We start from the raw sequence: 16,427 nt of genomic DNA on the forward strand, positions 1-16,427 counted from the left end.
CAACGCCCGCAAGGGCTGACCCCCCTCACCCCACCGCACCACCGGACCCCGCGCCCCACCCCGGGACGCGGGGTTCGTCGTACGATCAAGCGGCCCGTCCAGCTGCGAATCCGGTGGGGGACATGTGATCGTCTGGCTCAACGGCGCGTTCGGCGCGGGTAAGACCACGACCGTGCGCGAGCTCCAGCGGCTGCTTCCCGGGTCCCACATCTTCGACCCCGAGTCCATCGGCGACCTGCTCCGTGACCGGCTGCTCCCCGCCGAGGCGCTGGCCGGGCTCACCGACTTCCAGGACCTGGTGACCTGGCGCCGCCTCGTCCCCGACGCCCTCACCGCGCTCCGCGCGGAGCTCGGCGAGGGCGCGCCGCTGCTCGTCCCGATGGCGCTGCACCGCCAGGACTACCGCGACGAGATATTCGGCACGCTCGCGTCGAGGCGCATCGATGTCCACCATGTCGTGCTGCACGCTGAGGAAACGGTTCTGCGCAGGCGCATCGAGACGGACGACGTCGAACGCGCCGCCCGCGCCTGGCGCCTGGCCCACCTCGACGTCTACGCGGGCGCCCTCCCGTGGCTGCGCGAGGACGCGGCCGTCCTCGACACGGCGGAGCTGACGCCACGCCAGGCGGCCGAGCGGGTCCTCGCGGTGGTCCGGGCGGGGACGGCCCGCGTCCCCATCGTCCAGGACCCGGTGGCCAACGGCGACACCGTCGCCGCGGCGGTCCTGTTCTTCGACGAGGCGGACCGGGTCCTCCTGGTCGACCCGGTCTACAAGCCGGGCTGGGAGTTCCCGGGCGGCGTCGTCGAGACCGGCGAGTCGCCCTCGGCGGCGGCGGTGCGCGAGGCGGCGGAGGAACTCGGCATCACCCTCCGCGCGGACGAGCTCACGCTCCTCGTCGTCGACTGGGAACCCAAGCGGGGCCCCCGCAGCGGCGGCCTCCGCCTCGTCTTCGACGCCGGCGTCCTCACCCCCGCGGCCCGGGCCGCGCTCACCCTGCCCGCCGCGGAACTGCGCGCCTGGCGCTTCGTCGCCCCGGCGGACTTCGACACCCACCTCGCCCCGCCCAAGGCCTCCCGCCTCCGCGCGGCCCTCGCCGCGCGCCGCTCGGGCGCTGTCGCCTACCTGGAGGCGGGCAAGCGGCGCTGACCTTCGCTCCCGCAGCCAGCTGGACCACCCAGGGGCGCGGGGTGGTGCCGATCCACGGCTCCTCCCCCAGCCTTCGGCCGGAGGTGCCCCCTGCCTGGGCCCGAGCGGGTCACCCGTGCTACCGCCTGTGGTTGCCTCACCCAGGGGCGCGAGGCCCTGCTGACCTGCGGCTCCTCCCCCAGCCTTCGGCCGGGAGGTGCCCCCTGCGGGGCGCGACAAGCCACCCACGTGCGGATGGTCCGGGGCGTGCAGGGCCATACGCACGCCGGTGGTTGCTCGCGACCACGCAGGGCACCTCCCGGCCGGAGGCTGGGGGGAGGCGCATATACCCAGAGCCCCGCGCCCCTGGACAGGGCGACTGCGCCCATGAGCGACCCAGCCGACATGTCAGGATGGAACGCGTGCCGTTCACCTTCAGTCACCCCGCTGCCGTGCTGCCGCTGCTGCGTGACGGGCGCGGGCGGGGCCCGCTGATCGCGACCGGCCTGGTGGCCGGGTCCCTCGCGCCGGATCTGCCGTTCTTTCTCGACAGTCCGCTTCCCGGCACCTACGGCCTCGGACGGCTCACCCACCGTGGCTGGGCGGTCCCGACGCTCGACGTCGCCCTCGCCGTCGCGCTCGCCGGGGCCTGGTACGGGGTGCTGCGCGAGCCCGTCGTGGCGCTGCTGCCGCCGCCCCTCGCCGGCAAGGTCGACGCGATGACCGCCCCCGCGCGGAAGCCGGATGACCTCGGGGCCGCCGACGCCGCGTGGTTCGTGGCGTCAGCGGCGATCGGGGCGTTCACCCATGTGGGGTGGGACGCGTTCACGCACCACGGTCGTTGGGGTGAACGCCACTGGCCCGCGCTCGGGCACCGGATCGGGGGACGGATGCCTGTCTACCAGGCGTTGCAGTGGACGACCTCGGCCGCAGGCCTGGCCGTCCTGGGCGTGGCCGCCCACCGGTCGCTCGCCGCCGCGCCACCTGCGGCGACGCCGCCGCAGGTGGCGAGAGCGCGGGGGCATGCCGTTGTCGCGGGAGCGACCGTGCTCGGTGCGGTCCACCGGCTGTGGCGGGACCGGGCGCGACACGCCGGTCGGCGGATGAGCGGGAACGACCTCGTCGGCGCCGTCACCTTCGGCGGCGGCGCGGGCGCCGCGCTGGGCGCGGCCGGGTGGGCGCTGTCCGCGCTGCGAGGGGGACGCGCCAGTAATATGACCGATCGTGAGCGAGAACCCGCGCCCTGGCGCAGATGACATCGAAATCCGGTCGGATGCGCAGCCGGCCGCGCTCGAGGACGAGCTCGGCGGCGTCTGGGACGTCGTCGTCGTGGGCGCGGGCCCGGCCGGAGCGTCGGCGGCCTACGCAGCGGCGGACGCCGGGGCGACGCGCGTGCTGATGCTCGACAAGGCGGCTCCGCCCCGTTACAAGACCTGCGGCGGCGGCATCATCGGCCCCTCGCGCGACTCGCTCCCGCCCGGCTTCACGCTGCCGCTCAAGGACCGTGTCCACGCCATCACCTTCACCCTCGAGGGCCGGTACGAGCGCACACGCCGCTCGAAGCGGATGCTCTTCGGCCTGGTCAACCGTGACGAGTTCGACCACGGTCTGGTGCAGGCCGCCGAGAAGGCGGGCGCGACGCTGGTCACCGGCGTCACCGTCACCGGCGTGACCCAGCCGGAGGAGGCCGAGGGCGGCCTGGCGCTGGTCGCGCTGCAGGACGGCCGCGTCGTACGGGCGCGGGCCGTGGTGGGCGCGGACGGCAGCGCGGGACGCGTCGGCGCGCACGTCGGCGTCGTCTTCGACCAGGTGGATCTGGGCCTGGAGGCCGAGATCCCGGTCCCGCCCGCCGTCGCGGAGACCTGGCGCGGCCGGGTCCTGCTCGACTGGGGGCCGCTGCCGGGCTCCTACGGGTGGGTCTTCCCGAAGGGCGAGAGCCTGACGGTCGGCGTCATCTCGGCCCGCGGCAAGGGCACGGAGACGCGCGCCTATCTCAAGGACTTCGTCCAGCGCCTGGGGCTGGCCGGCTTCGAGCCGAGTGTCGAGTCCGGCCACCTCACGCGCTGCCGCGCGGAGGAGTCGCCGCTGTTCCGCGGCCGTGTGCTGGTCGCGGGCGACGCGGCGGGCCTGCTGGAGCCGTGGACGCGTGAGGGCATCTCGTACGCGCTGCGGTCCGGCCGACTGGCCGGCAAGTGGGCGGCGCGGATGGCCTCGGCGGCCGGCGAGGCGGGCGTCCGCCGGGAGGCGCTGGGCTACACGTTCGACATCCGTGCGGGGCTGGGGGAGGAGATGCGGGTCGGCCGCAAGATGCTTTCCGCGTTCGAACGCCGCCCGGCCGCGTTCCATGCGGCGGTCCTCACCTTCCGCCCGGCGTGGCGGGCTTTCGCCCGCGTCACCCAGGGGCACACGACCTTCGCCCGCCTCTCCCGCGAATACGGCCTCGCCCGCCAGACCATCGCATTTCTCACACGTCGGTAACCCCCAGAGCCTGGCGCCCCTGAAGGCGCCTACGGCGCCTGGATCGGGCCGAGCCAGGTGCCGCCGGAGGCGTCGAGGGTTTGGCCGGTGATCCAGCGGGCCTGGTCGCTCGCGAGGAAGCCGACGATGTCCGCGACGTCGGCGACCTCGCCGATGCGGCGCAGGCAGGCGACGGACTCGATGCCCGCCGCGAGCTCGGGGACGGCGAGGAAGTGCGCCGTCATGTCGGTGCGGATCACGCCGGGGGCGACCGTGTTGACGGTGACGCCCCGGGCGCCGAGTTCGAGGGCCAGGGTGGGAGCGAGCGACTCGAGCGCGGCCTTGCTGGCCGTGTAGCCGATCTGGAGCGGGACCGCCATCCGGCTCGCCACCGAGCCGATGTTGACGATCCGGCCGCCGTCCCGCAGCAGCGGCAGCGCGCGCTGGACGACCAGCAGCGGGGTGGTCACGTTCACCGCGAGCAGGCGGTTGAGCTCCGCCTCCGTGACCTCGGCGATGCCGTGCGCGGAGCCGATCCCGGCGTTGTTGACCAGGATGTCCAGTCCCTCGTCCGTGTCCAGCTGGTCGAAGAGCCGGTCCACCGCGCCCTCCGTCCCGAACGACGCCTGGACCGTGTACGCGCTGCCACCCGCGGCCTCGATCCGGGCGACCGTCTCCTTCGCCGCCGCCTCGTCCGAGCCGTAGTGGACGGCCACGTGCGCGCCGTCCGCGGCCAGGCGCAGGGCGATGGCGCGGCCGATGCCGCGGGAGCCGCCGGTGACCAGGGCCGTCTTGTGCGCCAGGGGCTGCTGGGTGCTCTGGGTGTTCATCTCTCGCGGTCCTCCCGTTTTCCGCCGGCCGCGTGTCGTCCGGCGATGAGCCCTACGTTCCGGGGGAACGCTGACCGCGCGCTGACCGGCCACTGACCGGCCACTGACCTGGCCACTGATCGGCCACTGCTCGGGGCTACTCCCGGGGGAGTAGGTGACCCCACCGCGCCGAGGGGACGCGGACGGACGATCAACCGGCATACCGTTCCCGTATGAGATTCCGCAGGCGCCGCTCGCGTCCGCTGTTCCTGCTGCCGGTCCTGGTCGCGTTCGTCCAGGTCGTCGGCACGCACGCGGTCGCGCGCCACCACACGGGCGGGACCACGCGGCCGCTCGACGCGCTGGCGACGGTGCTGCTGCTGGCCGGGCCCGCGCTGCTGCTGGTCAGGCGGCAGTGGCCGGTGCAGGTGTGCGCCGGGACGGCGGCCGTCGCCGGGGCGTACCTGTTGCTGCGCTACCCGTACGGGCCGATCGTGCTCAGCGTCGTCATCGGGTACGTGACGGCCGTGATGGCCGGACGGCGGCGCGCGGCGTGGATCAGCCTGGGGACCCTGTACGTCGCGCACGTCCTGGCCAACTCCTTCACGCACGCGCTGAGCTGGCCCGTCGAGCTGGGGCTGCTGGCCTGGCTGCTGGTGGTTGTGGCGGCCGCGGAGCTGATGCGGACGCGGGTCGAGCAGCGACGGCAGTGGCGGCTGGCCCGTGAGGAACGGGAGGCGCGCGTCGCGGACGAGCAGCGGCTCGCCATCGCCAGGGAGCTGCACGACGTGCTCGCGCACAGCATCTCGCTGATCAACGTGCAGGCGGGGGTGGCCCTGGAGCTGATCGACGACGATCCCGAGCAGGCGCGGACGGCGCTGCGGACCATCAAGGACACCAGCAAGCAGGCCCTCGGCGAGGTCCGCCAGGTCCTCGGCTCGTTGCGGTCCCCGACGGCGTCCACCGGCCCGGGCCCGGGGCCGGGACCGGGGCGGTGGCGGGGGCCGGGACCGTCCGCCGCGCCGCGCAGCCCCGCGCCGGACCTGGGCCGGCTGGACGAGCTGGTGCTTCAGGCAGCCGCCGCGGGGCTGACCGTCACCGTCCGCCGCGAGGGGAGGGAGCGCCCGCTGCCGTCGGGCGTGGGCCTGGCCGCCTTCAGGATCGTGCAGGAGGGGCTGACGAACGTGCTGCGCCACTCCTCGGCCCGCAGTACGGAGGTCATCCTCGACTTCCGCACCGAGGGCCGGCTGCTGCTCACCCTCCAGGATCCGGGCCCGGCCTCCACCACGGGCGGTGCCCGTGCGGGCGGCAGCGGTGCCGGGCTGGTGGGGATGCGGGAGCGGGCGAGCGCGCTCGGCGGCTCCGTCGAGGCGGGGCCCACGGCGTCGGGTGGGTTCCGCGTCCACGCCCAACTACCGTTGCAGGCACAGGATGCCTAGGAGGCTGACGACGTGATCCGGGTTCTGCTCGCCGACGACCAGCAGTTGGTGCGCGCGGGCTTCCGCGCCCTGCTCGACGCACAGGCGGACATCACCGTCGTCGCCGAGGCCGACGACGGCGTCGCGGCGGTGGCGCGCGCCCGCGAGCTGGTGCCGGACGTGGTGCTGATGGACATCCGCATGCCCGAGCTGGACGGTCTCGCCGCCACCCGGCGGATCTGCTCCGATCCGGCGCTGGCCGACACCAAGGTCGTCGTGCTGACCACCTTCGAGCTGGACGAGTACGTCTTCGAGGCGCTGCGGTCGGGCGCGGCCGGGTTCCTGGTCAAGGACACCGAGCCGGCCGAGCTGGTGCGCGCGGTGCGGGCCGCGCACGCGGGGGACGGGCTGTTGTCGCCAGGGGTGACGCGCCGACTGATCGCGGAGTTCGCCGCGCGCTCGAAGGAGCCCGAGCAGCCCGCCTCGCTCGCGCGGCTGACGGACCGCGAGCGGGAGGTGCTGGCGCTGGTGGGCCTGGGCCTGACCAACGAGGAGATCGCCGGCCGGCTGGTGGTCAGCCCGCTGACGGCGAAGACGCACGTCAGCCGCACGATGGTGAAGCTGGGCGCGCGCGACCGGGCGCAGCTGGTGGTGCTGGCCTACGAGTCCGGGCTGGTCCGGCCGGGCTGGCTGGGCTGAGCGCCCTCCAGGGCGCCCTCCAAGGCGAGGGCCTCCGCGCGCTCGCGGTTGTAGCGCTCCAGCAGGGCGGGCATCTCACGGCGCAGGAAGGTGAAGAAGTGCAGCGATTCGCCGAGCCGGGCGCTGGCGGGGGAGTCCTCGCCGAGCAGGTGGATGCCCTCGGTCAGCGCGCTCTGCCAGCGGCTCAGCACGAAGTCGCGGTTGAGCATGGCCTCGCGCCAGACCTCGTCGAAGACCCGGTACTTGTCCCGCCGCGAGCCGGAGTCGCGCTCGCGGCCGACCAGGTGCAGCTGGGTCAGGTAGCGCACCGCGCCGGAGACGGCGGCGGGGCTGATCTGCAGCGTCTCGGCAAGTTCGGCGGCGGTGAGACGGCCGCTCCCGGCGGTCATCAGCGCGACGAAGACGCGCGCGGGCATGCGCGGGAACCCGGTGTCGGTCAGCACGCCCGCGAACCGTTCGATGTAGGCGTGGAGTTCGTCCGGATCGGTGGTCACTCGATCACCCTACCGTCGCGTCATGTCAGGAGTTTCTCAATGTTCACGAATTCATGAAACAAGTGTAGCGTCGTCCCCATGACGACGGCCATCGACGTGTCCGCACTGGTGAAGACCTTCGGCCGGACCCGCGCCCTGGACGGGCTGGACCTCAGCGTCGTGCAGGGCGAGGTGCACGGCTTTCTCGGCCCGAACGGCGCGGGCAAGTCCACCGCCATCCGCGTCCTGCTCGGCCTGATCCGGGCCGACGCGGGCCGGGTCGCCCTGCTGGGCGGCGACCCCTGGCGCGACTCGGTCGCGCTGCACCGGCGCCTCGCCTACGTGCCCGGTGACGTGACGCTGTGGCGCGGGCTGACCGGCGGGGAGGTCATCGACCTGCTGGGTCGCCTGCGGGGCAACGGCACCGACCGCGGGCGCCGGGCCGAGCTGCTGGAGCGCTTCGAACTCGACCCGACCAAGAAGGGCCAGACCTACTCCAAGGGCAACCGGCAGAAGGTCGCCCTGGTGGCGGCGTTCTGCTCGGACGCGGAGCTGCTGATCCTGGACGAGCCCACCTCCGGGCTCGACCCGCTCATGGAGGAGGTCTTCCGCGGCTGCGTCGCCGAGGAACGCGAGCGCGGCCGGACCGTCCTGCTGAGCAGCCACATCCTCTCCGAGGTCGAGGCGCTCTGCGACCGCGTCAGCATCATCCGCGCCGGGCGCACCGTCGAGACCGGCACCCTCGCCGAGCTGCGCCACCTCACCCGCACCTCGGTCATCGCCGAACTCGCCGCGCCGCCCACCGGGCTGGACACGCTGCCGGGCCTGCACGACGTCGAACTGCGCGGCACGACACTGCGCTGCCAGGTCGACACCGACCACCTCGACGCCCTCCTGCGCGCCCTGACCGCCGCCGGCGTCCGATCCCTGACCAGCCGTCCGCCGACGCTGGAGGAGCTGTTCCTGCGCCACTACGAGCCGGAGTCAGCGACGGAGCCGGCCGGGGTGACCTCGTGAACGCCGCCGCCTCGATCACCGGGACGGGCCCGCTGCTGCGCTTCGCGCTGCGCCGCGACCGGACCATGCTCGCCTGCTGGGTCTACGCGCTGCTCGCCTCGGTCATCGGCACCGCCGTCTCCTTCCGCAAGCTCTACCCCACCGCGTCCTCGCGCGAGCAGCTCGCTGCCGGCATCAACGACAACGGCTCCCTGCGCGCCCTGTACGGGGCGGTGTACGACACCGGCAGCATCGGCGCCCTGACGGCCTGGCGCATCCTCGGCCTCGGCGGGCTGATGCTCGGGCTGCTCTCGGTCCTGCTGGTCACCCGGCACACCCGGGCCGAGGAGGAGTCCGGGCGGCTGGAGCTGCTGGGCACCGGGGCCGTCGGACGCGGTGCGCCGCTCGCCGCCGGGATCGGAGCCGCGCTCACGGCCTCGGCGGTCGTCGGTGCGATCACGGCCGCCTTCCTCGCGGGGAGCGGCGAGCAACTGAACGGCTCGCTCGCCTTCGGCGCGGCGCTGTTCGGCTGCGGCGCGTGCTTCGCGGGCGTCGCCGCCGTCGCCGTGCAGCTGACCGGCACCGGCCGCGCGGCCAACGGGATCGGCGGTGCCGTCCTCGGCCTCGCCTTCCTGCTGCGCGCCGTGGGCGACGCGGCGGGCAGCGGCGGCCCAGGGTGGCTGCTCTGGCTCTCGCCGCTGGGCTGGGCCGAACGCGTCCGCCCCTACGACGACAACGCCTGGTGGCTGGTGGCCCTGCTGCTCCTTGCGGGCGCGGCCCAGGCCGCGCTCGGTTACGGGCTCGCCGGGCGCCGCGACCTCGGCGGCGGGCTGCTGCCGCAGCGTCCCGGACCGCCGGCCGCCGCGTCCTCGCTGCGCAGCGCGGCGGGACTGGCCTGGCGGCTCCAGCGCGGCAGTCTGATCGGCTGGACCGTCGGCCTCGCCCTCGGCGGCGCGCTCCTCGGCGGCATCAGCAAGGGCGTCGACCAACTCGTCTCCAGCAGCGCCGGTGTCGAGCAGATCGTGCAGCGGATGGGCGGCACGGCCCAGGTGACCGACGCCTACCTGGCGACCGCGATGAACCTGCTGGCCATGGTGGCCGCCGTCTACGCCGTCCAGGCCGTGCTGCGGCTGCGTGGCGAGGAGACCTCGGGACGCGCCGAGCCGGTGCTCGCGAGCGGTGTCCGCCGGCTGGCCTGGGCGGGCGGCCATCTGCTCCACCCGCTGCTCGGCTCCGCCGCGCTGCTGCTCGCGGGCGGCCTGACGGCCGGTCTCGGCGCGGGCGCGGTCCTCGGGGACGTGCCGGGCTGGACCGGCAGGATGGTGGTCGCCGGGCTGGTGCAGCTTCCGGCGGTGTGGGTCTTCGCGGCGGTCACGGTGGCCCTGTTCGGGCTGCGGCCGCAGTGGACCGGCGCCGCCTGGGGCGTGCTCGGCGCGCTGCTCTTCATCGCCTACCTGGGCCCGGCGCTGAACGCCGGTCAGTGGCTGCTGGACCTCACGCCGTTCACGCACATCCCCAAGCTCCCCGGGGCGACCTTCCACGCCGCGCCGCTGCTCTGGCTGACGCTGCTCTCGGCGCTGCTGGCCGGAGCGGGACTCGCGGGCCTGCGGCGCCGCGACATCGGCTGATTCGTCCCGGTCTGCACCTACGCTCACCAGGGTGATGCATCTTCGCCTGATCGTGCCGAAAGCCCTGCTCACCCAGGTACGGGAGGTCCTGGACGCCGCCCTCGGGGTCACCCACGTCGTCGTCCTGGAGGGCGCCGCGGTGCGCCCCGAGGGCACCCTCGTCGAGTGCGACGTGGCCAGGGAGTCCGCGGACGAACTCGTCGCCGCCCTGCGGGAGCTGGGGCTGCCGCACGCGGGCGCGATCGTGCTGCGCGATGCCGGGTTCACCCAGTCCGAGGCGGCGACCCGGGCGATGGAGCAGGCGCCCGGGGAGGCCGCGGACGCGGTGGTCTGGGAGGCCGTCAGCGAGCTGACGCAGGAGGAGTCGACGCTCAGCGCCACCTACGTCGCCTTCCTCACCGTGGCCACCATGCTGGCCGCCTGCGGTGTGATGCTCGACAACGCGATCCTGATCGTGGGCGCGATGGTGGTCGGGCCCGAGTTCGGCCCGCTGGCCGGGCTCTGCGTCGCCCTGGTGCGGCGTCAGCGGCCCGAGGCGTGGCGGTCGACGGTCACGCTGGTGCTCGGCTTCGTGGTGGCGATCGCGCTCACCGTGCTGTTCAGCTGGGTGCTGGAGCAGCGCGGCCTGTTCAGCCGCACCCAGTTCGAGGGTCCGCGCCCGCAGACCTCCTTCATCTGGCAGCCGGACCGGATGTCCCTGGTCGTCGCCTGCCTGGCCGGGATCGCCGGGATGCTCTCGCTCACCTCCGCCAAGTCCGCGACGCTGATCGGCGTCGCGATCTCGGTCACCACGGTGCCGGCGGCCGGCAACATCGCGCTCGCGGCCACGTACTCCGCCTACGAGCAGGCCTGGGGTTCCTTCCAGCAGCTGGCGATCAACCTGGCCGGCATCGTCGTCGCGGGCACCTGCACGCTGCTCGCGCAACGCCTGCTCTGGTCCCGGGTGCGGGGGCGTGAACTGGCGCGCCTGCGCGGGTGAGGCGCGCGTCACGATCATCAGGCACTGTCAGCGCGGTCGTGTGCTGCATAGGCTGACCCTGCGCCGTCACAGAGTCGTGGCCGGCCGCCGTAACCGGGAAGGACTCGCACCGATGACCTCCGACGCAGAGCCGCTGGTCCGCTACGCCGTCGACCGCGGCATCGCGACGCTGACGCTCGACTCGCCCGCCAACCGCAACGCCCTCTCCTCCCGCCTGGTCGCGGAGCTGGAGCAGGGGTTGGCCGAGGCCGCCAAGGACGCCTCCGTCCGCGCCGTCGTGCTCACCCACACCGGCGGCACCTTCTGTTCCGGCGCGGACCTGTCCGAGGCCACCGGCGGCGACCCGACCGCCAACCCGCGCCGCCTGGTGACCGCGATGCGCGGCGTGCTGGAGTCCCCGAAGCCCGTCGTCGCCCACGTCGACGGCCATGTCCGTGCGGGCGGGCTCGGGCTGCTGGGCGCCTGCGACATCGTGCTGGCGGGCCCCAAGTCCACCTTCGCCTTCACCGAGGTGCGGCTCGGCCTCGCGCCGGCCGTCATCTCGCTGCCGCTGCTGCCGCGCCTGGACCCGCGCGGCGCCTCGCAGTGGTACCTGACCGGCTCGGTCTTCGACGCCGCCGAGGCGCAGCGGATCGGCCTGATCTCGCAGGCCTGCGCGGACGCCGACGCCCAGCAGGAGGCCCTGGCCGCGATCCTGGGCGCGTTCCGCAAGGCCAGCCCGCAGGGGCTCGCGGAGACCAAGCGGCTGGTGACGGCCGACGTGCTGCGGGTCTTCGAGCGCGACGGCGAGTCGATGGTGGCGCAGTCCGCGCTGCTGTTCGGCTCGGAGGAGGCCCGCGAGGGCATGCTCTCCTTCCTGGAGCGCCGCCCGCCGGCCTGGGCCGCTGAGTAGGCCTGGGCCGCTGAGTAGAAGGGCTGCGGAGTGACCCCTTCGGGTGTGACGCAGCCGTCGTCGATCCAGCGGTTACCGACCGGTTAACGTAGGCGCATGCCGTTCGCCGAGAAGATACGCCGCCGCGGTCGCGGCCTGGCCTCCCGCCTGGTCCACCGGGGCTGGGGCTGGGTCCGGGAGACCGGTGCGATCAGCGCCGAGCAGCCCGGTCCGCTGCGCTTCGCCGCGCTCGGCCCCTGCACGAAGCTGGCCTTCCCGCAGGGGACGATCTTCAACGAGCACGCGATCGCGATCGGCTGCTACTGCATCATCGGCGAGCGGGTCTCGATGTCGGCCGGCTTCGCGCCGGGCCTCCGGCTCGGCGACGAGCCGATCCTGCGCATCGGCGACGGCTGCGTCATCGGCCGCGACAGCAACATCGTCGGGCACCAGTCGATCCTCATCGAGGACAACGTCTGGACCGGGCCCAGCGTCTACATCTCCGACCAGAACCACTCCTACGACGACCCGCACCTGCCCATCGGCAAGCAGTGGCCGCGCAACGAGCCGGTCCGGATCGGCGCGGGCAGCTGGATCGGCACGGGCGCGGTGATCCTCCCGGGCGCGGACATCGGCCGCAACGTCGTCGTCGCGGCCAACGCGGTCGTGCGCGGCCACGTCCCGGACAACACCGTGGTCGCCGGCGCCCCGGCCAAGCCCGTCCGCCGCTGGACGCAGGCCGAGGGCTGGCAGCCGCCGATCCGCACGACGCCGCCGCGCGCCATCCCGGAGGGAGTCACCCACGAGGAGCTGCTGGCCCTCATCGGCTGGGACCTCCACCTCCCGCCCGAGGTGGCGGACTCCGTCGCCGTGGACCCGGACGCGGACCCGGTGTCGTAGCGCGCGCTCGACGGGCGCACCGGGCACCCGGATGGCACAGTGGGATGGATTCGCCTGCACGCCGGACCTCTCCGAGGAGGCCTCCATGCGTATCCAGATGCGTGTCCCGCTCGCGGCGGCAGCCGCGTCCCTCTCCCTCGCGACAGCCCTGAGCGGTTGCGGCTCCAGCGCGACCGGCAACGCGATCGGCGCGCCGGTGGCGGCGGCCTCCTCGGCGTCGGGCTCGTCCGACGTGCCCACCGCCGACCAGCTGCAGAGCGCGCTGCTCGCGGCCTCGGACCTGGGCCCGGACTACACGGCGCAGCCCGGCGACAGCTCCTCGCCGACCGACACCACGGCCCCGACGGGCTGCAGCACGTTGACGAACCTGATGAACTCCGCGCCCTCCAGCTCCCCGAACCCGGCCCAGGGCCCGGACGCCCAGGTCATCCTCCAGGGCGGCCAGACCGGCCCGTTCGTGGGCGAGTTCCTCTCCGCGCGTCCCCAGTCGGTGCTGGACCGGAACTACCCGTCCGTCGTGAACGCCCTGCGCGGCTGCCAGGAACTGGACTTCCCGACGGGCACGACACAAGTGCCGTTCAAGCTCTCCGACTTCGACATGGGTGCGCCGGGCACCACGGCCAAGCGCATGACCGGCACGGTCGACGGCGTCCCGGTCAACGGCTACCTGGCGGTGAACCGCCTGAGCCCGACCGTCGCCATGGTCTACCTCTACCTCGAAGTCGCGGGCGACTCCCCGCAGACCGCGAAGTCCTACTTCGACCAGGCGGTCACCAAGGCGAACTCGGCCCTCACGGGCAGCGCGTCGGCGGCGAGCGTGTGAGCGGAGGCCTTGTCGCGGGTCCGGCCGCCGGGTGAGACTCGCCGTATGGTGCTCGACGCCTCGACCCTGGCCGTACCCAAGGTGAGCTCCCCTGCGGTGATCCCCGCCTGGCCGGCGCCCGGTGAGCGCCAGGCCTGGCTGGACGGGCTGAACCTGGCGTTGCGTCGGCCCGACGAGTACGGCGGACTCGAGGCCGTGGCCAGGCTGCTCGACCGCCTCGCGGCGAGCGAGCCGCCGAGCCCGGACGGAGCGGTCTGGCTGCCGGACACACTGGCCCGGATGTCGACGGCCGGTCTGCTGCGGCAGGCGTTCCCCGATCCGGAGCTCCACGTGGTCGTGGCCCAGTACGCCGAGGACGCCCATCGCCGGGGCTGGTTGCGCGTGGACCGGACGCTGGCTCCGGCGGAGCACGCGGATCTGGTGGGCGCTCTTCGGGACTGGATGCGGGAGGACCGCACCTTTCCGGAGGTGGTGGCGCGCTTCGGCGACCCCTCGGTCGTCCACGGTCCCGCGGAGCCGGACCGTCCCAAGACCCTCACCTACGTGACCACCGACCGGCAGGCGCCCGTCGTGACCTTCCACCTCGCCGCCGACCCGGCAGCCGGGCCGGCGGTCGTCCTGGCCGCTCGGATCGACGAGAACATCCTGGGTGGATGGGACCTCACGCCCTATGGCGAGAAGTTGTTCACCGAGGAGTGAGGCGTCAGGCCTTCGCCCGCACCACCAGGGCCGCCACGCCCGCCAGGGCGATGAGGAGGGCGACCGAGAGCAGGGCCAGGGGCAGGCCGAGCCCTTGGGCGAGGAAGCCGATGACGGGCGGGCCCGCCACCATGCCGCCGAAGCCCAGCGTCGACGCCGTGGCCACGCCGCGCGGGCCGCGCAGCGCGCCGGCGCGGTCGATGGCGAGGGGAAAGATGTTGGCGAGCCCCAGGCCGACCAGGAGGAAGCCCGCGAGGGCCAGCGGCAGCGAGGGGCTGACGGCCGCCGCCACCATGCCGACGGACGCGATCGACGCGCCCGCGACCAGGAGCTTGGTGGGGCCGAAGCGTTCCACCAGGCGGGTGCCGCTGAGGCGGCCGACCGTCATGGTGAGCGAGTAGACCGCGAAGCCCGCCGCCGCGACGGCGGAGGAGGCGTGCAGGTCCTGGCGCAGGTGCAGGGCGCCCCAGTCGGCCATCGCGCCCTCGCCATAGGCGTCGCACAGTGCCACCACGCCGAGCAGGACCACCAGCAGCGCGACGCCCGCCGCGGCGGACGCGGCTGCGGACGGGGTCTCGGAGGACGGCGCGTCGTTGTGGGCGACCTCGTGGCGGAGCAGGACGCGGCCCGCCCACGCGGTGACCGCGAGGCCGCCGACCGCCAGCAGGCCCAGGTGCTGGGTGGGCGTCAGCACCGTCGCCAGCAGCCCGCCCAGCGTCGCGCCGAGGAGGCCGCCGAGGCTGTACGCGGCGTGGAAGGAGGGCATGACGGGCCGCCCGGCCGCGCGGACGAAGTCCACCGCGGCGCTGTTGATGCCGACGTTCATCGCCCCGTAGCCGGCGCCGAACAGCAGCAGCACCAGCCCGAGCGCGAGCACGGAGTGCGTCAGCGGCGGCAGTGCGACGGACGCGCACAGCAGCACACAGGCGGCGACGGTCACCGCGTGGTTGCCGAAGCGGACGCAGAGCCGCCCCACCGGGCCCATCGCCGCGACCGCGCCCGCCGAGACGCAGAGCAGGGCGAGGCCGAGCAGCCCCGGGGAGGCGTGCACCTGGGCCTTGATCTCGGGGATGCGGACGACCCACCCGGCGAAGAGGAAGCCGTCGAGCGCGAAGAACCCGGTGAGCGCCGTACGGGCGGCGGGCCAACGGGTCGAGGGAACGGAAGAGGCAGGATCGAGAGTGGAAGCCGACTCTATTTTGTCTATCTGCGGCACAAAATCATAATAGAAGGGTGACGCAGACCCAGACAAGCCCCGACCGGGGCCGCGCCGCGCTCGGGCCCGCCCTTGAGCTGATCCACACCGGCGCCGCACCCACCCGCTCCGCGCTGACCGGCGCACTCGGCGTCACCCGCACCACCGTCGGTGCGATCACCGGGGAGCTGGAGGCGCTGCGGCTGATCACCGTCGACGCCCGCCCCGTCGGTGCCGGGCGCGGACGGCCCTCGCACCGTCTGGAGATCGACCCGCAGGGGCCCGTCGTCCTCGCGGCCCAGCTCCACACGGACGGGTTCACCCTCGCCCTCGCGGGCCTCGGCGGCCGCCTCGGTCGGCCCCTCGACCTCCCGCTGGTCCAGCGGCCGGGCGACACCGACCCCCGCGTCGTGCTGCGCACCATCGCCGACGAGGCCGTACGGCTGCTCGCCGCGAGCTCCCGTCGCTGCGTCGGCGCGGGCCTCGCCGCGCCGACCCCCGTCACCGAGCCCGAACGGCTCGCCGTCATCTCCGCCTGCCTCGGCTGGCCCACCGGCACCCCCATCGGCGAGCTGTGGCAGGAGGCACTGCGCGACGCCGGACTGGTGCTCCCGGAAGGGGTCGCCCCGGCCGTCGCCAACGACGCCAACCTCGCCGCGCTCGCCGAGCACCGCCACGGCGCGGGGCGCGGCGCGCGCGACCTCCTCTACGTCACCGCCGGTCACGAGGGCGTCGGCGGCGCACTGGTCGTCGACGGCCGCCTGCACACCGGCAGCACCGGACTGGCCCTGGAAATCGGGCAGTTGACCGTCGATCCGGACGGCCTGCAGTGCCGCTGCGGCCGGCGCGGCTGCCTGGACGTCGAGGCCGGGCCGCCCGCACTCCTCACGGCGTACGGGCTCCCGGCCCAGTCCCCCCTGGCCGAGGTCGACGCGATCCTCGCCGCGGCCCGCGCGGGCGATCGCGCGGCGCAGGCCGCGGTGGACCACGTCGCCGTCCGGCTCGGGTACGGCATCGCCGCCGTCGTCGACATCCTCAACCCCGACCGGGTCGTCCTCGGCCCCTTCCACAGTGCGCTGCTGGCGGGCGCGCCGGAGCTGTTGCCGGAGACGGTCGCCGCCCGGGCCCACTGGGGCCGCTTCGGCTGTGTGCCGCTGCGCGCGGCGGAGCTGGCCGCGCCGGAGCTGGCCGGCGCGGCCGAACTCGCCTGGGCGCCGGTCCTCGCGGACCCGCAGGTGGTCGGCGCGGTGGGCTGAGCCGTACTCCCGGGGGAGCAGGGCAGGTGTCCCCCGGCAGGCGACGCCGCGGGCGTCCGCGCGGAGGAGTCTCTTCAGTACCGGATCGGTTCCGGAAC

16 protein-coding genes are annotated in these 16,427 nt (G+C 74.3%); 13 read left to right on the forward strand and 3 right to left on the reverse strand.

All coding sequences use genetic code 11. The annotated features are described in order from the left end of the window. The first annotated feature begins 124 nt into the window (after nt 1-124). The 3 genes from ABH931_RS23670 to ABH931_RS23680 all read left to right on the forward strand — a co-directional run bounded on the left by ABH931_RS23670 (nt 125) and on the right by ABH931_RS23680 (nt 3,604). The gene (locus ABH931_RS23670) at nt 125-1,147 is read left to right on the forward strand and encodes an NUDIX domain-containing protein (RefSeq protein ID WP_370116616.1); all 1,023 of its coding nucleotides are present in this window, start codon (nt 125-127) and stop codon (nt 1,145-1,147) included. A gap of 401 nt (nt 1,148-1,548) precedes the next feature. Next, nucleotides 1,549-2,382 carry a DUF4184 family protein gene (locus ABH931_RS23675; protein ID WP_370116619.1) on the forward strand — a complete coding sequence of 278 codons (834 nt, stop codon included), beginning with the start codon at nt 1,549-1,551 and terminating at the stop codon, nt 2,380-2,382. Next, on the forward strand, nt 2,351-3,604 hold the full coding sequence (locus ABH931_RS23680; RefSeq protein ID WP_370116621.1) for a geranylgeranyl reductase family protein: 1,254 nt from the start codon (nt 2,351-2,353) through the stop codon (nt 3,602-3,604). Before ABH931_RS23675 ends, ABH931_RS23680 begins: the two co-directional genes overlap by 32 nt. Before the next feature lie 29 nt (nt 3,605-3,633). On the opposite strand, the gene ABH931_RS23685 is transcribed toward ABH931_RS23680, so the two are convergent. Then, the gene (locus ABH931_RS23685; RefSeq protein WP_370116624.1) at nt 3,634-4,413 is read right to left on the reverse strand and encodes an SDR family NAD(P)-dependent oxidoreductase; all 780 of its coding nucleotides are present in this window, start codon (nt 4,411-4,413) and stop codon (nt 3,634-3,636) included. A gap of 212 nt (nt 4,414-4,625) precedes the next feature. On the opposite strand from ABH931_RS23685, the gene ABH931_RS23690 reads away from it, so the two are divergent. Together ABH931_RS23690 and ABH931_RS23695 are read left to right on the forward strand one after the other, a co-directional pair. Then, on the forward strand, nt 4,626-5,831 hold the full coding sequence (locus ABH931_RS23690; RefSeq protein WP_370116627.1) for a sensor histidine kinase: 1,206 nt from the start codon (nt 4,626-4,628) through the stop codon (nt 5,829-5,831). A 12-nt stretch (nt 5,832-5,843) separates the two neighbouring features. Next, nucleotides 5,844-6,509: a response regulator gene (locus ABH931_RS23695; RefSeq protein WP_370116629.1), complete on the forward strand. Its 666-nt coding sequence runs from the start codon at nt 5,844-5,846 to the stop codon at nt 6,507-6,509. On the opposite strand, the gene ABH931_RS23700 is transcribed toward ABH931_RS23695, so the two are convergent. After that, the gene (locus ABH931_RS23700) at nt 6,470-7,003 is read right to left on the reverse strand and encodes a GbsR/MarR family transcriptional regulator (RefSeq protein WP_370116632.1); all 534 of its coding nucleotides are present in this window, start codon (nt 7,001-7,003) and stop codon (nt 6,470-6,472) included. The two genes, ABH931_RS23695 and ABH931_RS23700, sit on opposite strands and share 40 nt — an antisense overlap. Before the next feature lie 78 nt (nt 7,004-7,081). Between ABH931_RS23700 and ABH931_RS23705 the strand changes: the two genes are divergently transcribed. From ABH931_RS23705 to ABH931_RS23735, 7 genes are all read left to right on the forward strand, one after another. After that, nucleotides 7,082-7,999 carry an ATP-binding cassette domain-containing protein gene (locus tag ABH931_RS23705; RefSeq protein ID WP_370116635.1) on the forward strand — a complete coding sequence of 306 codons (918 nt, stop codon included), beginning with the start codon at nt 7,082-7,084 and terminating at the stop codon, nt 7,997-7,999. Next, nucleotides 7,996-9,606: an ABC transporter permease gene (locus ABH931_RS23710; RefSeq protein WP_370116637.1), complete on the forward strand. Its 1,611-nt coding sequence runs from the start codon at nt 7,996-7,998 to the stop codon at nt 9,604-9,606. Before ABH931_RS23705 ends, ABH931_RS23710 begins: the two co-directional genes overlap by 4 nt. Before the next feature lie 31 nt (nt 9,607-9,637). Next, nucleotides 9,638-10,585, forward strand: a complete 948-nt coding sequence (locus ABH931_RS23715; RefSeq protein WP_370116640.1) for a DUF389 domain-containing protein — start codon at nt 9,638-9,640, stop codon at nt 10,583-10,585. Between the two features lie 112 nt (nt 10,586-10,697). Further along, entirely contained in the window at nt 10,698-11,477 is a 780-nt protein-coding gene (locus ABH931_RS23720; protein WP_370116643.1) for an enoyl-CoA hydratase family protein, read from the forward strand. 96 nt (nt 11,478-11,573) lie between these two features. After that, on the forward strand, nt 11,574-12,356 hold the full coding sequence (locus tag ABH931_RS23725) for a DapH/DapD/GlmU-related protein (protein WP_370116646.1): 783 nt from the start codon (nt 11,574-11,576) through the stop codon (nt 12,354-12,356). A gap of 85 nt (nt 12,357-12,441) precedes the next feature. Further along, nucleotides 12,442-13,179 (forward strand): hypothetical protein, encoded by a 738-nt coding sequence (locus ABH931_RS23730; RefSeq protein WP_370116649.1) that lies wholly within the window; start codon nt 12,442-12,444, stop codon nt 13,177-13,179. Between the two features lie 45 nt (nt 13,180-13,224). Then, the gene (locus tag ABH931_RS23735) at nt 13,225-13,878 is read left to right on the forward strand and encodes a hypothetical protein (protein ID WP_370116652.1); all 654 of its coding nucleotides are present in this window, start codon (nt 13,225-13,227) and stop codon (nt 13,876-13,878) included. 4 nt (nt 13,879-13,882) lie between these two features. Here the strand turns inward: ABH931_RS23735 and ABH931_RS23740 are convergent, their stop codons facing one another. Further along, on the reverse strand, nt 13,883-15,094 hold the full coding sequence (locus tag ABH931_RS23740) for an MFS transporter (RefSeq protein WP_370116655.1): 1,212 nt from the start codon (nt 15,092-15,094) through the stop codon (nt 13,883-13,885). A 17-nt stretch (nt 15,095-15,111) separates the two neighbouring features. On the opposite strand from ABH931_RS23740, the gene ABH931_RS23745 reads away from it, so the two are divergent. Next, on the forward strand, nt 15,112-16,329 hold the full coding sequence (locus ABH931_RS23745) for an ROK family protein (protein WP_370116658.1): 1,218 nt from the start codon (nt 15,112-15,114) through the stop codon (nt 16,327-16,329). The last annotated feature ends 98 nt before the right edge of the window (nt 16,330-16,427 follow it).

Origin of the sequence: Streptacidiphilus sp. MAP12-33 (assembly GCF_041261265.1) — a bacterium.
Lineage (GTDB): Bacteria > Actinomycetota > Actinomycetes > Streptomycetales > Streptomycetaceae > Streptacidiphilus.